General features: G+C 33.2%; 18 protein-coding genes. 14 read left to right on the plus strand and 4 right to left on the minus strand.

Annotated features, from left to right (window positions below; all coding sequences use genetic code 11):
* Positions 1-1,105 precede the first annotated feature (1,105 nt).
* The gene (locus tag AAFU52_RS08280) at positions 1,106-4,276 is read left to right on the plus strand and encodes a SusC/RagA family TonB-linked outer membrane protein (RefSeq protein WP_438426096.1); all 3,171 of its coding nucleotides are present in this window, start codon (positions 1,106-1,108) and stop codon (positions 4,274-4,276) included.
* A gap of 3 nt (positions 4,277-4,279) precedes the next feature.
* Complete coding sequence (locus AAFU52_RS08285) at positions 4,280-5,650, plus strand: RagB/SusD family nutrient uptake outer membrane protein (RefSeq protein ID WP_438426097.1); 1,371 nt, start codon at positions 4,280-4,282, stop codon at positions 5,648-5,650.
* Between the two features lie 107 nt (positions 5,651-5,757).
* Here AAFU52_RS08285 and AAFU52_RS08290 read toward each other — a convergent pair whose 3' ends face one another.
* Complete coding sequence (locus tag AAFU52_RS08290) at positions 5,758-8,610, minus strand: VPS10 domain-containing protein (protein WP_438426098.1); 2,853 nt, start codon at positions 8,608-8,610, stop codon at positions 5,758-5,760.
* Positions 8,611-8,795: 185 nt separating this feature from the next.
* On the opposite strand from AAFU52_RS08290, the gene AAFU52_RS08295 reads away from it, so the two are divergent.
* The 5 genes from AAFU52_RS08295 to AAFU52_RS08315 all read left to right on the plus strand — a co-directional run bounded on the left by AAFU52_RS08295 (position 8,796) and on the right by AAFU52_RS08315 (position 13,478).
* Positions 8,796-9,077, plus strand: coding sequence for a hypothetical protein (locus tag AAFU52_RS08295; protein ID WP_024768543.1), 282 nt, complete (start codon positions 8,796-8,798; stop codon positions 9,075-9,077).
* Positions 9,078-9,261: 184 nt separating this feature from the next.
* The gene (locus tag AAFU52_RS08300) at positions 9,262-10,554 is read left to right on the plus strand and encodes an aminopeptidase P family protein (protein ID WP_438426099.1); all 1,293 of its coding nucleotides are present in this window, start codon (positions 9,262-9,264) and stop codon (positions 10,552-10,554) included.
* A gap of 154 nt (positions 10,555-10,708) precedes the next feature.
* Complete coding sequence (locus AAFU52_RS08305) at positions 10,709-11,101, plus strand: lipocalin family protein (RefSeq protein WP_438426100.1); 393 nt, start codon at positions 10,709-10,711, stop codon at positions 11,099-11,101.
* A gap of 198 nt (positions 11,102-11,299) precedes the next feature.
* Positions 11,300-13,024 carry a helix-turn-helix domain-containing protein gene (locus tag AAFU52_RS08310; protein WP_438426101.1) on the plus strand — a complete coding sequence of 575 codons (1,725 nt, stop codon included), beginning with the start codon at positions 11,300-11,302 and terminating at the stop codon, positions 13,022-13,024.
* 79 nt (positions 13,025-13,103) lie between these two features.
* Positions 13,104-13,478 (plus strand): VOC family protein, encoded by a 375-nt coding sequence (locus tag AAFU52_RS08315; protein ID WP_035090364.1) that lies wholly within the window; start codon positions 13,104-13,106, stop codon positions 13,476-13,478.
* Between the two features lie 27 nt (positions 13,479-13,505).
* Here AAFU52_RS08315 and AAFU52_RS08320 read toward each other — a convergent pair whose 3' ends face one another.
* A complete protein-coding gene (locus AAFU52_RS08320) occupies positions 13,506-14,849 on the minus strand; it encodes a cytochrome-c peroxidase (protein WP_024768548.1) in 1,344 nt (447 codons plus the stop codon).
* Positions 14,850-14,967: 118 nt separating this feature from the next.
* The gene (brnQ, locus tag AAFU52_RS08325; protein ID WP_024768549.1) at positions 14,968-16,239 is read right to left on the minus strand and encodes a branched-chain amino acid transport system II carrier protein; all 1,272 of its coding nucleotides are present in this window, start codon (positions 16,237-16,239) and stop codon (positions 14,968-14,970) included.
* A 220-nt stretch (positions 16,240-16,459) separates the two neighbouring features.
* Here brnQ and AAFU52_RS08330 point away from each other — a divergent pair, with 220 nt between their 5' ends.
* Complete coding sequence (locus AAFU52_RS08330) at positions 16,460-17,239, plus strand: alpha/beta fold hydrolase (protein WP_438426102.1); 780 nt, start codon at positions 16,460-16,462, stop codon at positions 17,237-17,239.
* A gap of 247 nt (positions 17,240-17,486) precedes the next feature.
* Positions 17,487-17,756, plus strand: coding sequence for a hypothetical protein (locus tag AAFU52_RS08335; RefSeq protein WP_024768551.1), 270 nt, complete (start codon positions 17,487-17,489; stop codon positions 17,754-17,756).
* 7 nt (positions 17,757-17,763) lie between these two features.
* On the opposite strand, the gene thiL is transcribed toward AAFU52_RS08335, so the two are convergent.
* Positions 17,764-18,810: a thiamine-phosphate kinase gene (gene thiL / locus AAFU52_RS08340; RefSeq protein ID WP_024768552.1), complete on the minus strand. Its 1,047-nt coding sequence runs from the start codon at positions 18,808-18,810 to the stop codon at positions 17,764-17,766.
* A 149-nt stretch (positions 18,811-18,959) separates the two neighbouring features.
* On the opposite strand from thiL, the gene AAFU52_RS08345 reads away from it, so the two are divergent.
* From AAFU52_RS08345 to AAFU52_RS08365, 5 genes are all read left to right on the plus strand, one after another.
* Complete coding sequence (locus AAFU52_RS08345; protein ID WP_438426103.1) at positions 18,960-20,210, plus strand: choice-of-anchor B family protein; 1,251 nt, start codon at positions 18,960-18,962, stop codon at positions 20,208-20,210.
* 320 nt (positions 20,211-20,530) lie between these two features.
* Positions 20,531-23,233 carry a choice-of-anchor B family protein gene (locus tag AAFU52_RS08350; protein ID WP_438426104.1) on the plus strand — a complete coding sequence of 901 codons (2,703 nt, stop codon included), beginning with the start codon at positions 20,531-20,533 and terminating at the stop codon, positions 23,231-23,233.
* A 22-nt stretch (positions 23,234-23,255) separates the two neighbouring features.
* Positions 23,256-24,620: a hypothetical protein gene (locus AAFU52_RS08355; RefSeq protein ID WP_024768555.1), complete on the plus strand. Its 1,365-nt coding sequence runs from the start codon at positions 23,256-23,258 to the stop codon at positions 24,618-24,620.
* A gap of 5 nt (positions 24,621-24,625) precedes the next feature.
* Positions 24,626-25,393, plus strand: coding sequence for an MbnP family protein (locus AAFU52_RS08360; protein WP_024768556.1), 768 nt, complete (start codon positions 24,626-24,628; stop codon positions 25,391-25,393).
* A gap of 9 nt (positions 25,394-25,402) precedes the next feature.
* Positions 25,403-26,446, plus strand: a complete 1,044-nt coding sequence (locus AAFU52_RS08365) for a cytochrome-c peroxidase (RefSeq protein WP_438426105.1) — start codon at positions 25,403-25,405, stop codon at positions 26,444-26,446.
* Positions 26,447-26,543 lie beyond the last annotated feature (97 nt).

Raw genomic sequence — 26,543 nt, forward strand, 5'->3', positions numbered from 1 at the left:
TTTTTCTAACATAAACAAAAGATAATCTTCCCAAAGAATTCTCATATCTCTGTATAATACGATAATTCCATATCGAGAGTAGAAAACAAAAAATAACAGTAAAATTTTCATCTATTTCATTAAGTAGAAAGGAAACTGTGCTTTTTGAAAAAATAGAATAGTCTATAAGAATATTAACCTTTATTAATGTGTACACAACAAAAAATACCGTAAACGGAATTAAAAGATAATATCGGTATCTATTATATATTTCCTCTTTTTCAAGATAATAGCACGTAAATGCTGTAAAAAAAACAGGAGACAAAAATTCGAATGGAGTATATAATATAAGAATCCAAGGATATAATTTAGTGATTCTAAAATCTATTAGTAGTATTTGAATGATTACTAAGTTGGCAGTAATCAAGAAATAATAAAAAAACCTAAAAGTCTTTTCTTTTTTTCTGCAACAGCATAATTTAAGGACTGCAAAAACTACAATGCCCAGACACCCTATAAGCAAAATAATATTGTATGGGTTTATTTTCATTGATTACATAAATGTATTCCTACTACAATATCTATAACGTCTAATAACGTACAGACCCCACCCTTTATTTCAGGTTATTTTTACGGTTTATTATAAAATTATATTAATATGATAAGGTTTCTTGTTAATTTATCATAAAAACACCTACTAAATTTAAAATTATCCACTTTTAGCACACTTACCACGCTGAATAATATTCTGTTTTTGATAAAAAAACATAATGCCATTCGAATTGTTTTCATTTTATGAAAAATAAAACAGTCTTGTTAAATAATTATCAAAATTTATCTACAAAATTTGAAATATCAACATTTAATTCTTTTTGATGATGTTAGACTGAATATAGGGAAAACAAGTACTTAACAGCATTACTAAAAAATATAATATAACGGTAGATACATCTATATCAATAGATGTGTCAAGCTCAACCTATACCAAAAAACAGAGCATATAATTAATATTAATACAAATTTAAAACAACACTTTATGGAATAAAATCAGACTCTACGAAGTATTAGAGTAATCTTCTCAAACAAGGGGAAAAGAACAAAAAATCAATTTTTAGAAAAACGAATTATGAATAAAAAAATCAATACATATTTTTTGAATTCAGCAGAAATTATTAAAAATCAATTATTTACAACCACAACAATTTTTATGTTATGTTTATCTGTGGGGCTGTTTAGTGCATATGGAAACACTCACAAAATAAATAAAATTGGTGATGTTCTGCAAGAAAGAGAAATAAAAGGAAAAGTAACAGATGATAGTGGTATACCACTACCTGGGGTAGCAGTAATCATCAAAGGATCAAACCAAGGAGCGCAAACCGATTTTGATGGAAAATACATCATTAATGCCAAGGTTGGTGAGGTATTAATGTTTTCTTATATCGGAATGAAAACAGAGGAGAGAATAATCGATGCCATATCAGACACTATCAATATTGAAATGGTATCTGATACTCAAGAACTTGAAGAAATCGTTGTACTTGGGTACACTACAAGAGGTAAAAATGAAATTACCGGTAGTACTGTACAAGTCGTTGCCAATGAAATTAATGATGTACCAGTAGTAACTGTAGATCAAGCATTGCAAGGTAAAGTAGCGGGTCTAAATATAGCTTCTTCTTCGGGAACACCCGGATCGACACAACAAATCAGAATTCGGGGAGTAGGTTCTATTACTTCATCTAATGCCCCGCTTTTTGTAATCGATGGTGTGCCTATGGTTAATTATAATACTTCTGGTAGCAGTTCTGCAAGTTCTTTGAGTTCTCTATCCAGTATTAATAGTAGAGATGTAGAAAGTATTACTGTTCTTAAGGATGCTTCTGCAACTGCAGCTTATGGGGCAAGAGGATCCAATGGGGTTATCGTAATTACTACAAAGAATGGTAAAAAAAATAGAAAGACGACATTTAATTTTACCTCTACTTATGGGTATCAGAAGCAAGCTGTAGAAGGATCTAAAGTATTAACTGCTGCACAGCGGGAAGAACTTTTTTATGATGCTGTATTTAATACATATGGAGAAACTTATAGTATAGACAGATCAGAAGCCAAAGACATTTATGAACGGTTTCCTGGATTCTGGGGTACCTCATATACCGATTGGAACGCAAATGGAAGACCCGAAGCAAACTGGCAGGAAGAAATCAAAACTCCAAACCCAACTTTGATGACTTATGATTTTTCTGCCACAGGAGGAAGTGAAACATCCACATTCTATACATCTCTAGGATATAATAAAACCGAAGGTATTGTTAAAGGAACCGAATATGAAAGAATCACAGCTAAGTTCAATTTTACCAAGGACATGACTAAAACATTAAAATTCACAAATAATATTAGTGTTTCTAATTTAAATCAAGATGGGTTATTTGAGCAAGGAGCGTTTTATGCTAGTGGACTTTCTGTTCAGTTTTTTGTGCCACCAACACTACCACCATATAATGCTGATGGAACCCTGAATCTTACTGATTTTGGAAGCACTATCAACTACTTCAATTATCTTTATTTAATTGAGAATGATATTATTAATAATGATGTTACTCGTGCAATGAATAGCTCATCTTTAGAATGGAAAATTCTTGATGGTTTAAAATTTAAAACCAATTTTAGTATCGATTATACTCTGGCTAATTACAAACGTTTTGCCAATAGAGTCCATGGTGGAGGTGTCGAAGAAGGAGGTATTTCTGCCGCTGCGACCGCTCGTAATTTTAACTGGGTCACTCAAAATTCTTTAAATTATAAAACCAGCATAGATAAACATAATTTTGATATTACCGTATTACAAGAATTTCAAAAGAATAAAAATGATCTTATCAGTGCTCAGGGAGAAAAATTTGCAAAAGAAGGATTGACCTATATAGCAGAAGCTAGTACTAATTTTTCAGCAAGCACTTCTTTTGCCGATTGGAAAAACCTTTCTTACTTGGGGATGTTAAATTATAATTATGATGATACTTATATTTTTGATGCTACATATCGAAAAGAGGCTTCTTCTCGTTTTTCACCAGAGCAACGATTTGGTGACTTCTGGTCTGTAGGTGCAGCATGGAATATCACCTCAGAAGAATTCTTATATGATAATGCTATATTTAATAACCTGAGATTAAGAGCTTCTTACGGGACCAGTGGTAGTGCCGGCGTAGCAATTAACAGCTATCAGTCATTATTAGCCTATAATGCAGATTATAATGCTAATCCAGGAATTTATCCCATAGGATATGGTAACGATGCTTTATCCTGGGAAAAAAATAACACACTGGATATAGGAATCGACTTTGGTCTTTTTAATGATAAAATATCGGGATCTGTTGCCTATTACAATAAAAAGACCTTTGATATTTTACAAAGTGTAGGTCTATCTCGTACTACTGGGTTCTCATCTATTAACAGAAACATAGGAGAAGTAATAAATAAAGGGATTGAAATAGAACTAAACTATAATATCATTAGTACTGATGATTTTAACTGGAGTGTTTTCGGAAATTTTGCCACAGTAGATAATGAAGTAACAAAATTGGCTAAAGATGCTAATGGAGAAGATATTCTGCTTACTTCAGGAACCAAGAGAACAGAAGTAGGACATCCGATTGGTGAATGGTATATGAGAAAATGGGCAGGTGTAGATCCCGAAAATGGTGATCCTTTATGGTTTATTAATGGAGTAGATGGTGAAACAACCAATACGTATAGTGATGCAGAAGTAGCATATCAGGGAGCAAGTGCTATACCAACCTATAGTGGTGGTTTTGGAACACATATTGATTACAAAGGGTTCTTTATGGATGCTAACTTGTACTTTACAGGTGGTAACAAAGTATACGAAAGCTGGTCATATTATACCAAAAGTAACGGATTAAACAGTACACTATACTTTAATGGTACCGAAGAACTCTTACAAAGCTGGAAACAACCAGGTGATATTACAGATTACCCTGCATTACAATCTAATACAGCAGCAGGAAACCAAGCTTCTTCTACATCAACAAGATTTTTATATGATGGAGATTTCATCCGATTAAGAGAGTTGGTACTAGGATACAATCTTACTAACAATACACTAGATACTATAGGTATTGACGGAATCACATTTACTCTAAGAGGTACTAACCTATTTACCTGGGTAAAAGATGATCGATTAAAACACGATCCGGAAGTAAGAACTGATGGATTTACCAGATTAACTACACCTCCTGTAAAATCATTTGTATTTGGTGTTAACCTAAAATTTTAAATCATGAAGAAAAAAATAGTATACCTCGTATGTAGTGCTTTATTTATAGCATCAATATCTTCTTGTAGTAATGATGATTTAGAGCCTACTTTACTTCAAAATCAAAACTTAGAAGGTAATATTAGTACCATAGAAGATTTATCTAATCTTCTAAATGGCACCTATAGTTGGATGACTCAATCTACCTATTATGGAAGAGATATCATCGTATATGGAGAAGCAAGATCAGATAATGCGTATTCTACTGGTAAATCAGGTCGTTTTATTAGTGTTAGCGATATGAACATGTTAGAATCAGACGGCTACGCTTTAAATACCTGGTCAGTAATCTATACTGCGATATCCACAGCCAATATCGCTATTAATGTCGAAGGGGTTGAAGGAGATGAAGATCAAATCAATCATACTAAAGGTCAGGCTTATGTCATAAGGGCTTTAGGTCATTTTGATTTATTACGTTTATATGGTCAACAACATGTGGATAACGGAGGGCTAAGTGCTTTAGGAGTTCCTTATATTGATAAATTTAAAGACGATGATGATCTTCTTCCAAGTAGAAAAACTGTAGGGGAAGTAAAAAATTTAATTCTTGCTGATCTTGACAAAGCATCATCTTTAATGTCTGAAACTCTTAATGGTACATCTACCTACATAACCACTTATGCTGCTAATGCAGTTAAGGCAAGAGTAGCCTTATATTTTGAAGAATATGGTATAGCCAAAGATGCAGCTAAAGCTGTAATTGACTCGGGGCAATTTACAATATTAGATTCTGCTTCATATGTAGAGAGTTGGTCTAAGGATAATGAGCCTAACTCGATCTTTGAACTAGCTTATGACAAAGATGACAATCAAGGCATAAACGGTTTGGCAAATATCTACCGATTTGGGTATGGTGATATTGTAGCATATGATGATTTTACTTCTATTTTTGATGCTGGAGATATTAGAAGAACTACCAGTATGATTGATATTGACGGAGATAAATTGAGAAATATTGGTAAATATCCTTCTCAATCTTTTGATGATAATATTAGTTTAATAAGATATGAAGAAATCATTTTAATTTATGCAGAAGCATTACTAGAAACAGGAGCCACGGGCGATGCTTTAATCTGGTTAAATATGATTCCTGATAATAGAGATGCTAACTTATATACAGAGGCTACCAAAGAAAATATTCTTTTAGAGAGAAGAAAAGAATTATGTTTTGAAGGGTTTAGATTTGATGATTTGGCTCGTACAAAGCAAGATATCCCAAAACTAAATGTAGTTTCTCAAGGGCCAGTATACGGTAGCTATAATTATGCCTTTCCTATTCCTTTAGCCGAATTAAATGCAAACTCTAATATGGCACCCAATAAAGGATATTAAAGAAAATGTGATTGTTTTATATCATAAATGTTTGAATTGCTTAAACCCCATCAAAATATTCTGATGGGGTTTATACAGTAAAAGTGTAAGCTATTAAGAATCTTTTTTTATTTAATTTTCCATATAGTTTTTGCTTTTTGCTTTCCAGCAGAAACTTCTACTGAATATCTTCCTGTAGGAAGGTAATATTTTCCATTTTTTCTTTTCGAAACTTCTTCATCAGGAAATTCTTTTTCAAGTATATTTTTCCCTTTTTCTGTGATCGTAAGATCATATTCTACATAGTTAAGCCCTTTATCAGCTTTTGTAGAAAATTCCTGAAGTACTTTTCCTTCTTCGGTAGTAATTTTAATAGAAAAATCTCCTGGTTTTCCAGAATAAAATTTAATGGTAGTTGTCGGTTCATATGGTGTAGACCATTTACTCCAAGAAACACCCCATCGATCTGACCACTGTATTGCAGGTGTGTCAAAAACATAAAGTCCTTTATTTATTACATTATCATCAAGAAGCTGCACTTCTTCTATATTTGTTTTGTATATACTTCTACCATGTGTTCCTAATAACAAGTCATTAGCCTCTGGTTGGATTACAATATCATGAACCGCCACATTAGGCAATCCATTAGAAAAAACTTGCCAGCTTGCCCCTTTATCTAATGAAACATAAGCTCCATTATCTGTTCCTATATATACTACGTTTTCATTTTTAGGATCTTCTTTAATCACATTTATTGCAGATACAGGTAAACCGTTTCCTATATTCTTCCAACTCTGTCCATAGTTTTCACTTACATAGATATAAGGTTTAAAATCATCCCATCGATATCCATTTAATGTTACATATACTCTTCCCTTTTTATGAGAAGAAGCAATCACTCTTGACACCCAAAGATCTTTAGGAAAAGATTCCGAAATCTTACTCCAACTTCCTCCAGAATTTTTAGTTACATATACTAATCCATCATCACTACCTGTGTAGATCAGTCCAAATTGAAATATTGATTCGGCAATAGTAGTTAATGTTCCGTAAGCTACATTTCCTTTTTTGCCTCCATTCGTTAAATCATTAGATATGGCAGTCCAGTCATCACCTTGATTCATAGATCTCATTAACTTATTACCTCCTAAATATAAAATATCTTGATTATGAGGAGATAGTAAAATTGGTGTTTGCCAATTAAATCGATAAGGAGAATCTCCTAACTCATGTTTAGGTTGAATATAGGTTTGTTTGTTTTTTTCACGATCTATTCTAAAATAATTACCAAACTGAAATCCAGTATATACAATATTTGCATCCCGATCATCAATCTGCACCTGCATACCATCACCTCCCATAATGCTTTCCCAAGGGTAATGACCATTTTGATGCCAGGAATCATCTTCTTTAGCATTATGTGCTCCTACCCAAACTCCATTATCTTGCAATCCACCATACACATTATATGGTTTCTCATGATCAATATTAATTGCATAAAACTGTCCCACACTAGGTTGATTTGCTTTTATCCAGTTTTCTCCATCATCATAAGAGATATTTAGCCCTCCATCATTACCATTTATCAAGTGCATGGGGTTTTTAGGATTAATCCACAATGAATGATGATCAGCATGAACATTTTTTCCATTAATATTGGTAAATGTTTTTCCTGCATCTTTAGATTTCAAAATAGGAACTCCAGAAATGTATATATGATCCTTATTAGTAGGGCTTACTTGTATCTGAGCAAAATAATATCCATAACTATAAAATAAATCATCAATATAGTCTTCATGGGTTTTTGCCCAGGATTTACCACCATCATTGCTTCTGTATACTTCTGCTCCTATAACCGGAGTATCAAATAACATTGCATTAGCATTTTCGAGATATTTGGCAAGATCAATTGGTTTTACCGTACCACTACGCACAAGTTGCTTTACATTATCTGCTCTATATTTTTCTTGAAACCCATTGGTTTTTAAAAATGTATTTAGCTTTTTGTTTTCCAGTTTTAAAAAAGCTTCTGATGACATCGTTTTAAAATCCTCTTTGGTTAATCCGACACCACTTTTTTTGGTTTCATTTTCCTTTCTTCTATACTGGTTATCATGTACAGCATATACTGTGTTTTCATCAAAAACGGCAAGGCCAATTCTACCAACTCCTTCTCCCGTAGGAAACCCACTTCCTTCTATAGATATTTTATTCCAGGTAGTTCCTGCATCAATACTTTTATAAATCCCTGACCCTAATCCATTACCTTTAAAATCCCAAGCTTTACGATCTTTATCCCATGCAGCTGCGTACATAACATTATAGTTGCCAGGCGCATATGCCAAATCAATGATACCAGTTCGATCGTTAATAAACAACGTTTTTTTCCAGGTAGTCCCTCCATCTGTTGTTTTATAGACTCCACGTTCTTGATTAGAAGAATATAAGTGCCCCGTTACTCCCACGACTACCTCATCTGGATTATTAGGATTAATAACGATTCTACCTATATGATGTGAATCGAGTAGTCCTACATTTTTCCATGTTTTACCATTATCTGTAGATTTTAGAATTCCTATTCCTGCATAGGATGACCTAGACGAATTATTTTCACCGGTTCCTACCCAAATAATATTATTTTTCCAGTCTACTGCAATATCACCTACATTAATTGTCTCTGCCGAATCCAGAACAGGTTCAAAAGTAGTTCCATTATTTACTGTATGCCACAACCCTCCAGAAGCATATCCTACATAAAACTCTGTAGTATTTTCTGGGTTTACATCAACATCAACTACACGACCACTCATTACAGTTGGGCCAATATTTTTAAAAGGTACATGTTTTACTAAAGAAGACTTTTCCATTTGCTTTTTGTTCAGCAATCCTTTCTGTACTAATTCTGCATTAGTAGCGGGTTGTTGAGAAAAAATAAAAGAAGAAAGAAATAGGAAAAATAATGATGATGTAAATGTTTTCATTTTGATGGGTGTTTAGTGCGTTGAAAGTAGATATTGTTATAACAAACTCAAAATTTTTAGATATTGTTTAACAATCATTTGCCATAAAACAATAGTTATAAAACGCAAAGGATAGTGTCTATTTTTTGCGTTTCTCGTAAATTTTTAGTTAATTTATTACACACTAATCAATAAAACACACAATCATGGAAGAGTATTTACCGTTAATTATTCAATTAATCAGCGGGGCCGTGGGAGGAAACATCGCAGGCTCATTATTAAAAAACGCATCTTTGGGTAAAGTAGGAAATTCAATTCTGGGAATACTCGGAGGAGGTTTAGGTGGATATTTGTTAAGTTATCTGGGAATAGGTACTTCTGGCGGAATGGATTTGTCCGGAATATTAGGAAGCATTGCTGGTGGTGGAGTTGGTGGTGGTGTATTAATGGCTATAATAGGTTTAATCAAAAATGCAATAAGCAAATAAAAATACATTCATATTAGCAAAAAAAGTTAAGGTAAATTAAATATTTAAAAAGGAACTCATAAGATTTTGAGTTCCTTTTTTTATTACGCAAATAATAATCATATTTTTGAAGAAAATCAGTATTCTTAATCCTCGTTTGGTCTAGAGGGCTTATGAGGTTTGTAATTAAACAACATATCATACAATGAAATATAACCAGATCGATAGAAATCTCTTTATCAAAAATCGTAAAAACTTTACAGCACAAATGAAACCCAATAGCATTGCTATATTTAATAGTAATGATATATATCCAATTAGTGCCGATAGTACTATGCCTTTTGAGCAGCATAGAGATATTTTTTACCTAAGTGGTGTTGATCAGGAAGAAAGTGTATTATTACTTTTTCCCGATGCTCCTAAGGAGAAACATCGTGAGATTTTATTTCTAAAAGAAACCAATGAACATATTGCAATTTGGGAAGGTGAAAAATTAACCAAAGAACGAGCTTTTGATGTTTCTGGAGTCAGAACCGTATATTGGCTTCAGGATTTAGAGAAAATTTTCTTTGAACTCATGACACAATGTGAAACCGTGTATGTAAACACTAACGAACATTACAGATCTAGTGTAGAAACAGAAACTCGTGAAGATCGTTTTACCAAATGGTGGAAAGCAAAATATCCAGCACATACCGTAGCAAAAAGCAATCCTATTTTACAACGATTGCGTGCAATAAAAGATCCTATAGAAATTGATCTTATGCAAACAGCTTGTAATATTACCGAAAAAGGATTTCGAAGACTTTTAAGCTTTGTAAAACCAGATGTTTGGGAGTATAATATTGAAGCCGAATTATTGCACGAATTTATCAATAACAGATCCAAAGGTTTTGCCTATACTCCTATAATCGCAAGCGGAAATAATGCCAATGTACTTCATTATATAGAAAATAACCAACCCTGTAAAGCAGGAGATTTAATCCTTATGGATGTTGCTGCAGAATATGCCAATTACTCTAGTGATTTGTCACGTACAATTCCGGTATCGGGAAAATATTCTAAACGTCAACGAGATGTTTATGACGCTGTACTTAGAGTTAAAAATGAAGCTACCAAAATGTTGGTTCCAGGAACTGTTTGGGCCGATTATCATGTTGAAGTTGGTAAAATTATGACATCTGAATTATTAGGTTTAGGTCTTATAGATAAGGTCGATGTGCAAAAGGAAGATCCAGAATGGCCTGCATACAAAAAATACTTTATGCACGGCACCTCTCACCATATAGGATTAGATACTCATGATTATGGTATCCTTACTGACCCTATGAAAGCTAATATGGTATTTACTGTTGAGCCAGGAATTTATATTCCTGATGAAGGTTTTGGAATTCGTATTGAAGATGATGTAGTAATCCAGGAAAAAGGAGAACCTTTTAACCTAATGGCTAATATTCCTATCGAAGCTGAAGAAATTGAAGAATTAATGAATAATTAGAATTCACTAAAATCAAATATAGACCCCCATTCATTTTATGTATGGGGTTTTTAATACGCTCCAAAACACGAAAAAAAAACGGTGGTAAAGCCGTAAGGTAGTTTCTCTTATTTTTTATAGTTTAGCCGAGAATAACTCTAAAACCAGCTCTACTATGAAAAAGCTTCTTCTATGTTTTTTCGTCATTACGTTTTGCAATGCCTGCACTAAAAAAAACAAATCACCATTAGTTGGTAAATGGAAGCTAACACATGTACTGGTCGATCCAGGAAATGGAAAAGGTGCCTTTCAAAAAACGAACCAAGAAAAAGTTATCGAATTCTTTAATGATGGCACCTTAAAAACAAACGTATCTTACTGCCCATTAGACAATGATAAGACTATTGGAATGTCTGGAACGTATGATATGAATCATACTCAGCTTATCATGGCTTGTACATCTTCAGAATCTAAAATAAATTTTGAAATAAACGATTCTAAGTTGATCATCGATTATCCGACTCAATGCATGGAGCCTTGCAAAGAAAAATATACCAAAATTGATTGATAGTCTTCTTTTTTAAACAACCGAACTAAATCTAAAATTCGCATAAAATCTTATAATCGCTAGTAAAAAATCTCTCATCTTGTTATATAAACTAATTAAGAGTTTCTCGTAATTGATAAAAACCGTATTTCTTTTATTGACTTTGATATCAATATTTAAATACTTTTGACTCTTAATTAAAATTCTAAATGGTATGGTATGTATTTAAAACTACTTAGCAGCATTGTCATTTTTTCTATCTCGTTTATAAGCTATGGGCAATCTTTTCAGGTTCCTGATTCCTTGATGCAAAAAACATACAAACAGCTTAGTGAAGACTTTCATACAAATTTAGATAGTAATAAGTCAAAAGCAAGATTATATGCCCAGGCATATTTTAACAAAGGAAAAAACAGCAAAGACAGCAGTCGCATAGCGTGGTCTTATGTATATAAAAGTCTATTGTATAATGATTCGAAAAATAGAAAAATAGAAGCTCTAGATAGTGCTGTTTTTTTTGGCAAAAATATAGTTAAAAAGAACCATCCAGAGGTTTTCTATAATAAAAGAGCAATTGCCTTTGGAGAGTTTGGTGACCTTAATAATAGTTTTAAGGACTACTTAACAGCATTAGACCACTCTAGAAAAAACAATAATGTACCATATATATATCTTCTAAAGCATAATATTGCAAATTTAAAAAGGAAACTAGGAAAATATGACGAGGCCAAAAGATTATTTATAGAATGTATAACGTATGAAAAAAGCATCAAAAACAAAACGAAACGAGACACTATTTCTTATCTATTGACGCTAACAGAACTCGTCTCTGTATATAGATTAAATAATCAAATAGATTCTGCAAAAATTTTAAATAAAGAAGGAGCTAAGTTTTCTAAAGGTAAACCCGTTGGATTTTTATTCGACTTAAATGATGGTGTTTTAGATTATCACGACCAAGAATATAGTACTTCGGTAAAGAAAATTAAAACAGTATTACCCAAAATTATTAATCCTGAAAGAGGTTATGAAAGTACTACCGATTTAATTAATGCGTATCTATATTTAGGAAATTCTAATAAAAGCTTAGGTGAAATCTCAAAGTCTATTAATTACTTCAAAAAAATAGATTCTATATCTAAAACTTTAAATTATTTTTTACCCGAAAGTAGATCAGCCTATATAGAACTGGTTGATTATTACAAATCTATTGATGACCACACCAACCAATTACTGTACATAAATAAATTATTAAGTGCAGATAGTATTTTAACAAAGAACTACAGGATTGTTAGTGATAAAATATTAAGAGAATTTGATACTCAGGAACTCCTTGAGCAAAAACAGAAAATCATAGCTTCATTAGAAAAAGAAAACAATAGGATATCTTCTCAAAATATTATCATATTAATATTTCTGTTATTAAGCCTAATTGGTATTGGTTACTATTACTATCGACAACAGCTTTACAAAAAGAGGTTTTTAAAACTCTTGCATCAAATTTCTGATCAAAACCAAAAAAAAAATCAATCTAATGATGATCCAAGTCCCTCATCAATTAACAAAAAGACCCTAGACAAACTACTTAACAAGCTACAGCAATTTGAAGAAAAAAAAGAGTTTTTAAGACCTCTAACCTCAAAAGATCTTGCCAAAAGCTTTGGATCAAACTCTAGTTATCTTTCTAAAGTGGTTAATACTTTTAAAGAAAAAAGTTTCAGTAATTATATCAATGATTTACGAATCGATTTTGTAATCGATAAATTAAACGATGATTCGATATTTAGAAAATATACAGTGCAAGCCATTGCACAAGAAATTGGTTTTAATAATTCTGAAGCATTTTCTAAAGCATTCTATAAAAAGACAGGGATTTATCCTTCATATTTTATTAAAAAGTTAGAAAAGCAAAAAAATAGTAAGTCTAATCAGTCTTCTCGTTGATATTTCTACTCATCTATAGAATATTTTCTATACTTCCTTCGTTGAATACAAAAACTCTCTTTTATATATTATGCAACGAATGAAAATAACTGCTGGTCACCAGCAAGCTATGCCATATATAGTAGTAGAAAAAGCTGAAGATTTTATTGATTTCATTCGAAAAATCTTTCAGGCACAGGAAATGATACGAAGCCTGGATGTTGATAACAGAATACAGCACTCAGAAATTAGGATCGGTGATACCACTATTCTTCTTACAGAAGCTTCACAACATAATCCTGCACACCCCGGGTGCATGTATGTTTATGTAAAAGATACTGATCAAACATATTATGAAGCAATAGATGCAGGAGCCAAATCCTTGATGGAACCTATAGAAGAAGATTATGGAGCCAGAGGAGCCGGTTTTCAAGATCCATTTGGTAACACCTGGTGGATTGCTACATTAAATTAAGTCTGATCAAAAACGATTATTCTATATTTAGTTACATCCTAAATCCTGTTGAGATTGTACATCATTAACCGGAAAGCATAATCCCGATTTCAACGTTTCAGGCACATACCGATTAAGATCAGTATCCCGTAAACTAGTTTCTATAAAAGCCGTGAGGTTATCTATTTCCTGATCTGTCAAATCAATAGTACCAAATTGAGTTGCCAGGTTTTCATCTGTTACTTCTGTTGATTGCGGGATTCCTTTATTTTTATATACCACAACATCTCTTACCGATGTAAATGTTCCTCCGTGACCATAAAAACCATTATCAGTTATATTATAAAGAGTTGGTGTTTTAAATTTATAGTTATCATTTGGATTTTTAGTAAAACCTCCCCTTCCTTTCTTTACATTTTCAAAACCTGCACTATCTAGCACCAATGCTTTATTAGAATTATCAAAGTCCCCCATCCCAAAAGCATGAAAACTCTTATCATTTAATGCTGGACCAGTATGACATTGATAACATTTTCCGTTACCAAAAAACGAAATTGCTCCTTTCTTTTCTGCATCACTCATAGCATCATAGTCTCCTTTTAACCACTCTTGCCAAGGCGATTTATTGGCAAGTAATGTTCTTTCATAAGCAGCCATGGCCAAACCTGCATTCTTAGTAGTATATCGCTGGCTCTCTATAATATCACCAAAAGCCTTATCAAACATTTCCTTATATCCAAGTGTATTTACAAAAGCCTCATCAATCAATAGTCTATGTACTCCCTGACCTTTTATTGCTTGAACTTCTATGCCTTGAAATCCTAAAAAATTCTCTTGAATATTTGTCCAATTACTTTCTGTTCCTGCATTAGTTCCTGTACCTCCAAATTGTCCATTCCATAACATTACATCTTGGTACGCCACGTTTAAAAGAGTAGGTGAACGAAGTGGTTGGATGTCAACAGAATCAATAGGAACATTAGTATTTATTAATCTACCATTACCATTGGTTCCAAAACCTATACCACATTCTCCAATACCTTGTCTTAATCCTGAGCTAAATCCCGCAGCAACTTGATGACAAGAGGCACAAGAATATGTCGCTTTCATCTCATCTATTTTTGGGTTTCCGCCAAGAGCTGTTTCATGCAATAATAACTTTCCTAATTCAACTTTTTCCTTAGTAATTGGATTTAGAGGATCTTGAGGTATTTTAAGATAATCATCACTTTGTGGTAAAATAAAATAAGCAAGACCTTTGTCTTCAGAAATATTGGTTAAAAGAGTTTTTAAGTCTTTATCCAAACCTGATGCTATAGGTACATAGTCATCATCATTAGCACAAGAAAATAAAAGTAATGTAATAAGTATAAGAGTAGTTATTTTTCCCATAGATTCCCTTTATATAAAATTATTAAAATTTGTTTTCTGGCGCGAATGTAACAAAAACTAATACAATACAAAAGGGGAATTTACCCCTAAAAACCTTTAATTTTTATGTTTATAAAAATCACTTTGTTTTTGAAAAGATATTCATAACAACTAGTGCTACCAATGCTGGTAATAACCAAGCTAAGCTATATACACCTAAAGGAAGGACTTTTATAAGCGGAGCAACATAGTCCTGCATTCCAATAGACCCTAAAAAATCAGGAATACTAAATAAAATAGTTACAATAACAACAGTTCTAAATACTAATGAAGAAGTGAATCTATTGGGTAAAACATTTAATAGAATCAAAATGATGGTTATAGGGTAAATAAACATAAGTGCCGGTATAGCCACATTGATGATATAGTGTACATCAAACTGTCCCATTAAAACACCCAAAATACAGGCTACAATTGCAGTAATAAAATATGCTTTTTGAGATCCATTATAGATACCTTTTATAAAATCTGCCGTACCTGTTACAATACCTACAGCTGTAGTAAAACAAGCTAATCCAACTAGAATACTTAAAAATACTTTACCAATATTGCCCAGAGTTTTTAAACTCATCCCTGATAATAAATCTGTTCGGGAAATATCAGTGTCAAAATCAGCACCAAATAATGCACCGCTATAAATCATCCCTGCATAAATAACAAAAAGACCTACTCCCGCCAAAATACCTGATCCAATGATCAGTTTTCGATTTCTATCAAAATTATTTTCTCCTTTAATTTTTAGAGAAACAATAATAACGCCACCTACAACAACGGCTCCTATTGCATCAAATGTTTGATATCCTTCTAGCAACCCTTTAATAAAAGGAGTTTGAAATTCTGAAGGATTAATCGCAGGAGTTTGCATTGAAAAAATACTAATACAAATAATACTAAGTACGACGATAAATATAATAGGAGAAAGAAATTTGCCTAATAAACTAAGAATCTTAGATCGATTAAGTACAAAAAGCAATACTAACGCAAAATAAATAGTACTGGTCAACCAGGCATTTGTGCCAAAAAATGGTTGAATTGCCATCTCATGAGTAACAGATGCTGTTCTTGGAGAAGGCAATGTGATCGAGATCAAATAAACCAGTATACAATAAATAAGACTAAATGTAGGAGATACTTTCTTTGCAAAATCAAGCATAGTTCCTTGTAAGCGAGCATGCGCAAAAATTCCTAACAAAGGAATAACTACTGCCGAAATAGCAAAACCCATAATAACCAGAAACCATGCATCACCCGCTTTATACCCCAAAAGTGGAGGAAGCATCAAATTTCCTGCACCAAAGAACATTGAAAATAATGCAAATCCTGCAACAAAAGTTTCTTTATTAAATCTCATTTAGTTAGGTATTTATGTCCCTTTAAAAAGCAATAATAATGAAACCATAATAAGCATACAAAATAATCGTAATAGTATTTGTAAATAGAAAAGCAATAACAAGCTGAAAATTAATATATAACTATAGCTAAAAAACTAAGTACATTCATAAAAAAATATTCATTTACATTTTAAAAGAGTATTGTTTCTAGTTTCTTTGCTCTTTAAATTAAAAAGCAAAATGATAGTAACATATAAAGGGATTAAAGTAAATTATAACACCTCTGGAAAAGGTACTCCTATAATCTTTCTACATGGGTTTCTAGAAAATTCTACTATGTGGGAAGAAACCATCGACCTTATATCAAGTACATATCATTGCATTTCGATAGATCTTTTAGGTCATGGTCATACCGAGTGTATCGGATATATACATACTATGGAGGATATGGCACAAGCAATCAAGGTTGTTTTAGATCATCTAGATATCTCTAAGGCTTCTTTTGTAGGTCATTCTATGGGAGGATATGTAGCTCTCGCATGCATAGATCTTTTTCCAGATATAGTTTCAGGATTAGTATTGTTAAATTCTACCTCATTTCCTGATAGTGCCGAGAGAAAACAAAACCGTAGTAGAGCTATTGATATTGTCAAGAATAGTCCTAATGCATATACCAGCATGGCAATTGCTAATCTTTTTGCCGAAGAAAACCGATTGCGATTTGCCGACAAAATAAATATAATCAAAGATCAGGCTTCAATGATTTCTTTGCAAGGAATTATCTCTGGTTTAGAAGGAATGAAAGTAAGAAAAGATCATACATCTCTTTTGTCCAATTTTAATAAGCCTAAAATCATATTTGCCGGAACCAAAGATCCTATATTATTATATGATCAAAGTATTAAAGAATCTAAACAATGTAATATCAATCTTGTTAGTTTTGATGGGGGACATATGTCATATTTGGAGAATAAGGACGAATATGTTGCAGAACTTTACCAGTTTCTGAACTCTTTTTAATACAAATCTTAGAAGATAATAAACCCATTTTTGGTTTCTTTAAAAACCAGACAGTTTTACACATTTCTTAGACGAAATACCTTTTTCGTAGTCAAAAAACACTACAAAAGGAGTATTTCGACTAAAAATCAATGATTTATGGTGATTTTTTCTTACAAAAATGCAGATAATAATAAAAAAAAGATTATTATTGTATTGATAATGAACCCATAACCCTTTTCTATGAATTTTTAACCCCCTAAGAATAATGAAAAAAACTACCCCATCCTCCGCATTTTCTTTTTCAAAAATTTACTGCTCTCTATTTGGCCATGACTATCTTCTTTCTAAAAATGTTACTCATCACATTAAAGAATATACCTGTTCGCACTGTGGTGAACAAGCTACTACTAATAGTAGAGGACGATTAGAAGCAATGACACCTAAATTAAAAGAAATTAATAATGCTTTAGCCTCTGTGCATGCTAAGAAACAGGCAAGAACTAATCGTGATACTCCATTTCAGGCAGCTTCATAATTATTAATTATTCCTCGATTGGATTCCAACCCTGAGCCTGTATGGCTATCTTTTCATTTGCTCTGGTTACTAGTCCTATTCCACTTTTCTCATCTGTTATATGACCTATAACTGTAAGACTGGGATTTGCTTTTATTTTAGGATAATCTTCTTGTTTCATTGTAAACAGTAATTCATAATCTTCTCCTCCATTTAGTGCTACTGTTGTACTATTCATTTTAAATTCTTCGCATGTAGATATAACTGTAGGGTCTAATGGGATTTTTTCCTCATATAAATTTACTCCAACTTTAGATTGAGAACAAAGATGTATTATTTCTGATGATAGTCCATCACTTATGTCAATCATACTTGTTGGTTTTACATCTAATGCTTTAAGAAGTTCTGATATGTCTTTACGTGCTTCTGGTTTAAGTTGTCTCTCAATGATGTAAGCATATTGATCCAGGTCTGGTTGCGAATTAGGGTTAACCTCATAAACTTGCTTCTCTCTCTCTAATACCTGAAGCCCTAAATATGCTGCTCCCAAATCACCAGTTACAACCAGAAGGTCATTTTCTTTGGCCCCACCACGATATACCAAATCTTCTTCATTTGCATATCCAACAGCCGTAATACTAATAAGTAAACCGGTTGTTGAAGAAGTTGTATCTCCTCCTACTACATCTACATTATAAATCTTTGCTGCAGTTTCAATTCCTGCGTATAATTCTTCTAATGCTTCCAAAGGAAACCTGTTTGATACTGCAATAGAAACTGTAATTTGTGATGCTGTTGCATTCATTGCATAAACATCAGAAAGATTAACCACCACTGCTTTATATCCTAAATGCTTTAATGGAACATATGACAAATCAAAATGTACTCCTTCTATCAATAAATCTGTTGTTAATACGCATTTTTTATTTTTAAAATCCAAAACTGCTGCATCATCCCCAATCCCAAGAGAAGTTGTTTTTTGGTTGATCTCAAAATTCTTGGTCAAATGATTAATCAGTCCAAACTCTCCTAATTCCGATAGTTGTGTCTTTGGTGTATTCTTATCTTCAATCATTTTGCAAAGGTAGGTAACAAAGTGATTTCAATTCATAAAAAACTTCTGATTTTTCAACCCTCTAAACTTAACACTAGGAGTCTTGTAGCTTGGGGATATTAAAACAATACTCAAAAAAGTTTAGTACATTTATTAAAATTGAAAACATTATGAAAAGGTATTTTATATGCGAATTGTTATTATTTGCAGCTTTTATAAGTTGTAGTAGTGACGACAATGGTAATGACGTTTTTAATAATCCGCCTGTTGCTACAAATGATGTTAAATCTGGCCCCTGTGAAAATGGTCTTGCAGGTGGGTTTTACCCTTGTAGTGGATATGATCTGATCACTAGAGTATCGTTGACAGAAATGTCTGCGGGTGCTGGCAATGATAGCTGGGGATGGACAGACCCACTAAGTGGTAAAGAATATGCATTAATAGGACTGGACAATGGTACGGCTTTCATAGATATTTCTACACCCGGTAGTCCAATATATTTAGGCAAACTACCAACCGCAACTGTAAATAGTCCGTGGAGGGATGTAAAAGTCTATCAAAATCACGCTTTTATTGTAAGTGAGGCTATCAATCATGGAATGCAGGTTTTCGATCTTACAAGACTACGAAATGTAACAAACCCGCCTCAGACCTTTACTTCTGATACGCATTTTACCGATTTTGGAAGTGCACATAATATTGTTATTAATGAAGATTCTGGATTTGCATATGCAGTAGGAACAAGTAGGTCCGGAACTTATCGAGGAGGTCCTGTATTTATTAATATACAAGATCCTAAAAATCCAATTGCTGCAGGAGGTTTTCTTTCTACAGGAGATAGAGCCTATAGTCATGATGCACAAGCAATTAACTATCAAGGACCTGATACCGATTACACAGGTAAAGAAATATTAATTGGTAGTAATGAGATAGAAGTTGTAATCGCAGATATTACAGATAAGAATAATCCTGTTACTATATCAACTATTAAATATACAGACGTAGGGTATACGCATCAAGGATGGTTTACAGAAGATATGAGATATTTTATATTAGGCGACGAAACCGATGAACAAGGAGTTGGATTTAATACCAGAACTATAGTTTTTGATTTTGAAGATCTTGATGACCCTAAGTTTCATATGAATTATACGGGTCCTACATCTGCCGTAGATCATAATGGATATGTAAAGGGAAATCTATTTTATCTGGCAAATTATAGAGCTGGAATTAGAATACTTGACATTTCTGATATCGGGAATAAAAATATGACAGAAATTGGCTTTTTTGACACTTTCCCATCAAGTGATAGTGCAAATTTTAATGGGGTATGGAATGTATACCCTTATTTTCAAAGTGGAAATATTGTGATTAGTGATATCCAAGGAGGGTTTTTATTGATTCAAAAGAGCACTCCATAAAAAATATAAATTAATTATGTTTTATAACATAATCCTACCCTCTATATAGATCAAAATATGATCGCAGTCAAAAACTTTAATTGCTCTTTATAGATTTTGCTTAAAATCAAAAAATACATATCACTTTAATACAATTTCTTATTTTTTAACTCATAATTATGTGAAAAAGTGTTAAAAAAAGTTAAAAAAATACAAACTACACACATAATCAACAAATACCTATACATAAAATCGATAAATTAGTTAATTATTTAAAAACTAAACTATTAGCGTATGACATAAACTTCAGTTTCTAAACAAACTCTTAAACCACAAACTCAATGAAAAATCTAACTACTCTTCTGCTGTTATTATCAGCAGTATTCTCTTATGGTCAGACCCCTTGTCAAAACGGGCTGGCAGGTTCTTACCCTTGTAACGATTACGATTTAATGTCTCACATCACTCTATCTCAAATGAGTGCCGGAGCCGGTAATGATAGCTGGGGATGGACAGATCCACAAAACGGTAATGAATATGCAATTATTGGTTTAAATAACGGAACCGCATTTATAAACATTTCAAACCCAACTAATCCCGTTTATCTTGGTAAATTGCCAACAGCTACCTCTAATAGTTCTTGGAGAGATGTAAAAGTGTATAAAAATCATGCTTTTATAGTAAGTGAAGCTTCAAATCACGGAATGCAGGTTTTTGATCTTACAAGATTGCGTAACGTAGCAAATCCTCCTCAAAATTTTACCGCAGATAAAAGGTATACAGAATTCGGAAATGCTCATAACATTGTAATCAATGAAGATTCTGGATATGCCTATGTTGTAGGGGCTCAAAGAAATTCTGGTCCTTATAAAGGAGGACCTCTTTTTATTAACATTCAAGATCCTAAAAACCCTACTAACGCAGGGGGACTTTTATCAGGGGGTCAACGTGCATATACTCATGATGCCCAGGTTATTACTTATAATGGTCCGGATAGTGACTATACAGGAAAAGAAATTCTAATCGGTAGCAACGAAATTGAAATCGTAATAGCCGATATTACCAATAAATCAAATCCTAAAACAATATCAACCATAAAATATTCTGATGTTAAATATACTCACCAAGGGTGGTTTACAGAAGATTTGAAATATTTTATATTGGGAGATGAACTCGATGAACAAGGAGTTGGTTTTAATACAAAAACAATAGTTTTTGATTTTCAGGATTTAGATAATCCAAAATTTCATTTTAATTATTTTGGCCCTACACCTGCTACAGATCATAATGGATATGTAAAAGGTAATTTATTCTACTTGGCAAATTATAGAGCAGGGATAAGGGTTATAGATATTTCTAACATTGGAACCAAAACCATGACAGAGGTAGGGTTTTTTGATACTTATACCTCTAGTAATAGTGTAACTATGGATGGTGTGTGGAATGTATACCCCTATTTCAATAGCGGAAACATTGTTATAAGTGATATTCAAGGAGGGTTTTTCTTAATACGGAAAAGTGCACCTGCAGTATGTCAAGCAACAGTTCCTACAGGTGTTGGGTCTTCTAATATAAATGCAACTTCTGCTACTATTAATTGGACAAGTGTTGCCAACGCTACTTATGATTTAAGATATCGTCAGACTGGTACTTCTTCCTGGACAACGACGGCTGTAAATGGAACTTCTAATACTATAACTGGTTTGTCTGCCACTACATCTTATGAAGCACAAGTAAGAAGTAAATGTCAAGACGGCACTTCTTCTAACTACAGTGGTTCTGTTAATTTCACAACTACAGATGTGCAAGTGAATTATTGTAATTCTAATGGAAATAGTGTTTCTGATGAATATATTAGTAATGTATCTATCGGGAGTATAAATAATACATCCGGGGCATCCAGTGGTGGTTATGAAGACAACACCTCTATATCTACCAGTCTTGCAAAAGGAACATCACATACAATTACAATCACTCCAACATGGTCGGGCACAGTATATAGTGAAGGGTATAGTGTATGGATCGATTTTAACCAAGATGGTGATTTTGTAGATTCTGGAGAACAAGTATGGTCACAGAATGCAACGAGGACTACTCCTGTTAGTGGAACATTTTCAATCCCATCTAGTGCATCAGCAGTATCGACCAGAATGCGTGTCTCTATGAAATATAATTCTGTCCCAACATCCTGTGAATCGTTCCAATATGGTGAGGTAGAAGATTACACGGTTACTATTACCGAAGGTAGTGGTAATGTTTGTGCCGGTGGAGTATCCTCATTCCCATACAATGAAAGTTTTGAAAACACTTTAGGTTTGTGGACACAATCATCATCAGATGATATCAATTGGACAGTAGATACTAATGGAACTCCATCAAGAAATACAGGACCATCAAGTGCAAGTCAGGGAACATATTATCTCTATGTAGAGGCTTCTGGAAACGGAACAGGGTTTCCTAGTAAACGTGCAATACTAACATCTCCTTGTTTTGACTTAAGTGGTACTGCTTCTCCTGCATTCACATTTGCATATCATATGTTTGGCGCATCTGATATGGGGAGCATAGCAGTTGAAGCATCAACAAATGATGGTGCTTCATGGACAAGCATCTGGAGTAAAACCGGTAATCAAGGAAATTCCTGGAATACCATTAATCTTGATCTTTCTCAATATATTGGTGAAGCTTTAAAACTAAGATTTAATAGAGTTACAGGGGCTACCTGGCAGGCTGATATTGCCATTGATAACATTTCTCTTACAACCAGTGTTGCTGCTAACTCTTCTTTGGTTTCAACAGAAAACATATCTTTTTCGGTCTTCCCAAATCCGGTTCAGGGATCGATCATGAATGTATTTATGAGTGACAAAAGTGCTTCTAAGGAACCTTCAAATTTTGAAATCAAAAATTTTGTAGGGCAATTAGTAGGTAAAGGAGTCGTTAAAAATACAATAGATGTTTCCAATTTGAAAACAGGAGTTTACTTTTTACAAATCACCACCAAAAAACAAGGTGTTATTACCAAGCGTTTTGTAAAAAAATAATGTCTTTAAAATATACTAACAAATGAATCGCTCTAAATTCTTATTCAATGTACTTCTCGTCTGTATTGCAACATTAGTTTTAATTGCTTGTGGTAGCGATGATGAAGATAATGTGACACCCGTTCCTCCTTTAGAAGGGTTTTTGGGTGAAATAGACTGGGTAAAAACATTTGGAGGAAGTAATGAAGATAATGCCCTATCAGTAGTTGAAACTACTGATGGGGGTTATGCAATAGCTGGATATACCCAAAGCATTGATGGAGATATTACAGATAAAACTGCTCCAGATAGTGATTATTGGTTACTCAAAATAACTAAAGAAGGAGAAATTTCGTGGAGTAAAACTTATGGAGGCTCTGGAGATGAAAGAGGAGAAAAAATCATTCAAACTACCGATGGAGGATTTGCGTTGGTAGGATATAGCAGAAGTGCCGATGAAGATGTAAGTGCAAATGCCGGATTACAAGATTACTGGATCGTAAAAACAGATGCTTCGGGAGGTATACAATGGGAAAAGAGTTTTGGATTTCCTGGAATAGACAGAGCCTTTTCTGTTGTACAAACTCGTGATGGTGGATACTTTATTACAGGTTTTCTTGATGTAACTGCTAGTGGTGGAGAAGGCAATGACAACAAAAGTGGTTTTTCAAAACACGGAGTGGGAGAATTCTGGGGTATTAAACTCAACTCTTCTGGAGAAAAAGAGTGGCGACGTTTTTTTGGGGGTACCAATAATGATCGTAGTTATGATGTAGTACAAACTCAAGATGATGGGTTTTTAATGATAGGATCTTCAGAAAGTATTGATTTTGATGTTACTGGTAGTAAAGGAAGCTATGATTTTTGGGCCGTAAAAATTAATAAAGAAGGTACCAAATTATGGGAAAAATCATTTGGAGGATCAGAGATTGACGTAGGTTACGCAATTGCAGCTACCGGTGATGGGAAATTTCTTATCGTAGGAGATTCCAGAAGTGTAGATGGTGATATTTCTAGTGCTAATGGAAATGCTGATCTTTGGTTGATACAAATAGATGGCAATGGTAATTTACTTTGGCAAAAATCATTGGGAGGTACCGCTTTTGATACCGGAAGAGCTATCTCCAAAATGCAAAATGGCGGTTTTATTATTACAGGTAACTCTAGAAGTAATGACATCGATGTGGCACAAAACAAAGGGCAAAGTGATGTATGGAGTATGATAATAACCTCTAATGGAGAAATCCAATGGAAACTGGCCAGTGGTGGTAGCGAAGCAGAATTTGGAGAAGGCTGCATAGAAACAAGCGACAAAAAAATAGTTGTTGTAGGCAATTCTGAAAGTAGTGATTTTGATGTCCCTGGTAATAAGGGATCCAAAGACCTATTAATTATTAAATATAAATAAACACAATGAAAAATATAATATACATCCTCATAGCAACATTGGTCATCGTTTCTTCCTGTAAAAATGACGACGAGGGAACGACAAAAACCTTTGGAAATGTTGTACTTGATTTAAAAAACACAATAAATAGTAATGGTATCGAATTAACTACTGATTCTTATACTAACGGAAGTAATGAAGTCTATATCATTTCAGAATTAAAATATATTATAAGTAATGTTGTTTTAATTAAAGCTAATGGTGAGGAGTTTACGTATCCTGTAGATCGAAGCTATTTCTTAATTAACGAAGAAGTTTTAGAAAGCAAAAAAGTAAACCTTTCTGATATTAGTGCAGGACAATACACTAAAATCAGGTTTGGTTTTGGGGTCGACCAATCAAAATATCCACTTAACGGAATGGCGAACTTTATTCCTACCGCAGAAGAAAGCGGAATGTTATGGAGTTGGTCTGCCGGATATAAATTCCTTAAATTTGAAGGAACATATACCACAAATGGTGGAGCTAGTACTGATTTTTTAATTCATGTAGGAAGTCATGGTACCACTTTAGACAACTATAAAGAAATAACACTCGAATTACCCAGCACATTGACCATTGAAGAATCAAAATCACCAGAAGTGGCAATTAATGTGGATATTGCAAAAATATTTGATGGTACAAATACGCATTCACTAGAGGTAAAAAACAGTATTCAGGTAGATGCAGAATTTGCTCCAAAAATTGCAGAAAATATAAGTACTATGTTTACTGCATCTAGTGTATCTAATTAAAGTAATATTTTGAAATTATTATCATATATAGCTATTATCCTTATCGGAACTGCATGTAGTTCTGATAAGGATAATTATGTTCCTATCGAAAATAAAAAATTAGAATTTACTATACCCGCAAACTTTCCCGACCCAACTTATGATATAGCACTTAATCCTCCCACAGAAAAAGGTTTCGAACTAGGAAAAAAGTTATTTTATGATGGTCGCCTGGCCTCTGATGGTGTGATTTCTTGCGGTTTTTGTCATATTCAGGATTTTGCATTTACCCATCACACACATATTGTAAGCCATGGTGTAGGCGGTGCTTTAGGAACTCGTAATGCACAGCCTTTACATAATATGGCATTTATGAAAGAATTCACATGGGATGGAGCTGCAATACATTTAGATCTTCAACCTATTATACCTATTACTGCAGAAGTAGAAATGAATGAAACCTTCAATGGCATTCTTAAAAAACTAGAAGAACAACCAGAATATGTAAAATTATTTGCAGAAGCCTTTGAAGATCAAAAAATCAATTCTGATAACATGCTTAAGGCAATTTCTCAGTTTATGATTATGATGATTTCAGCAAATACCAAATACGACAAAATAGAAAGAAATGAAGGCTCTGTATTTACTGTAGAAGAAGCCGCGGGTTTTGAACTCTTTAAAACCAAATGCGCCTCTTGTCATAAAGGTACCTTATTTACAGATCAATCGTATCGCAATAATGGTCTACCTATTGACCCTCTGTATAATGATATAGGAAGAAATCGTGTTACAGGATTAACCGAGGACATACAAAAATTTAAAGTTCCTAGTTTAAGAAATATTGAACTTACTTTCCCTTATATGCATGATGGTAGATTAAAAACTTTAGACGATGTTTTAAATCATTATAGTGATGGTATGGTTGATTCTGAAACCTTAGACCCAATACTTAAAGACCAAAATGGTGCCTTGGGAATCCCAATGACAGCTGAAGAAAAACAACAAATCATCGCTTTTCTAAAAACACTTACCGATGATGATTTTGTAAACGATACTCGTTTTTCAGAATTTTAAAACCTTCTATCTAAGTCATTATAGCTTTTACCTATTCCAATATATAACAGATATATGTTAGGTTTTGTGTATAAAATCTACTTATGTAGTATATTTG

Source organism: Aquimarina macrocephali (genome assembly GCF_051627225.1).
Classification (GTDB): domain Bacteria; phylum Bacteroidota; class Bacteroidia; order Flavobacteriales; family Flavobacteriaceae; genus Aquimarina; species Aquimarina macrocephali.

What these genes read in the sequence shown, in the direction of transcription:
- brnQ (WP_024768549.1), bottom strand. Translation starts at nt 16,239, where the DNA reads ATGAGATTTAATAAAGAAACTTTTGTTGCAGGATTTGCATTATTTTCA.
- AAFU52_RS08350 (WP_438426104.1), top strand. Translation starts at nt 20,531, where the DNA reads ATGAAAAATCTAACTACTCTTCTGCTGTTATTATCAGCAGTATTCTCT.
- AAFU52_RS08295 (WP_024768543.1), top strand. Translation starts at nt 8,796, where the DNA reads ATGGAAGAGTATTTACCGTTAATTATTCAATTAATCAGCGGGGCCGTG.
- AAFU52_RS08335 (WP_024768551.1), top strand. Translation starts at nt 17,487, where the DNA reads ATGAAAAAAACTACCCCATCCTCCGCATTTTCTTTTTCAAAAATTTAC.
- AAFU52_RS08285 (WP_438426097.1), top strand. Translation starts at nt 4,280, where the DNA reads ATGAAGAAAAAAATAGTATACCTCGTATGTAGTGCTTTATTTATAGCA.
- AAFU52_RS08315 (WP_035090364.1), top strand. Translation starts at nt 13,104, where the DNA reads ATGAAAATAACTGCTGGTCACCAGCAAGCTATGCCATATATAGTAGTA.
- AAFU52_RS08345 (WP_438426103.1), top strand. Translation starts at nt 18,960, where the DNA reads ATGAAAAGGTATTTTATATGCGAATTGTTATTATTTGCAGCTTTTATA.
- AAFU52_RS08300 (WP_438426099.1), top strand. Translation starts at nt 9,262, where the DNA reads ATGAAATATAACCAGATCGATAGAAATCTCTTTATCAAAAATCGTAAA.
- AAFU52_RS08310 (WP_438426101.1), top strand. Translation starts at nt 11,300, where the DNA reads ATGTATTTAAAACTACTTAGCAGCATTGTCATTTTTTCTATCTCGTTT.
- AAFU52_RS08355 (WP_024768555.1), top strand. Translation starts at nt 23,256, where the DNA reads ATGAATCGCTCTAAATTCTTATTCAATGTACTTCTCGTCTGTATTGCA.
- AAFU52_RS08360 (WP_024768556.1), top strand. Translation starts at nt 24,626, where the DNA reads ATGAAAAATATAATATACATCCTCATAGCAACATTGGTCATCGTTTCT.
- AAFU52_RS08280 (WP_438426096.1), top strand. Translation starts at nt 1,106, where the DNA reads ATGAATAAAAAAATCAATACATATTTTTTGAATTCAGCAGAAATTATT.
- AAFU52_RS08290 (WP_438426098.1), bottom strand. Translation starts at nt 8,610, where the DNA reads ATGAAAACATTTACATCATCATTATTTTTCCTATTTCTTTCTTCTTTT.
- AAFU52_RS08320 (WP_024768548.1), bottom strand. Translation starts at nt 14,849, where the DNA reads ATGGGAAAAATAACTACTCTTATACTTATTACATTACTTTTATTTTCT.
- AAFU52_RS08330 (WP_438426102.1), top strand. Translation starts at nt 16,460, where the DNA reads ATGATAGTAACATATAAAGGGATTAAAGTAAATTATAACACCTCTGGA.
- thiL (WP_024768552.1), bottom strand. Translation starts at nt 18,810, where the DNA reads ATGATTGAAGATAAGAATACACCAAAGACACAACTATCGGAATTAGGA.
- AAFU52_RS08305 (WP_438426100.1), top strand. Translation starts at nt 10,709, where the DNA reads ATGAAAAAGCTTCTTCTATGTTTTTTCGTCATTACGTTTTGCAATGCC.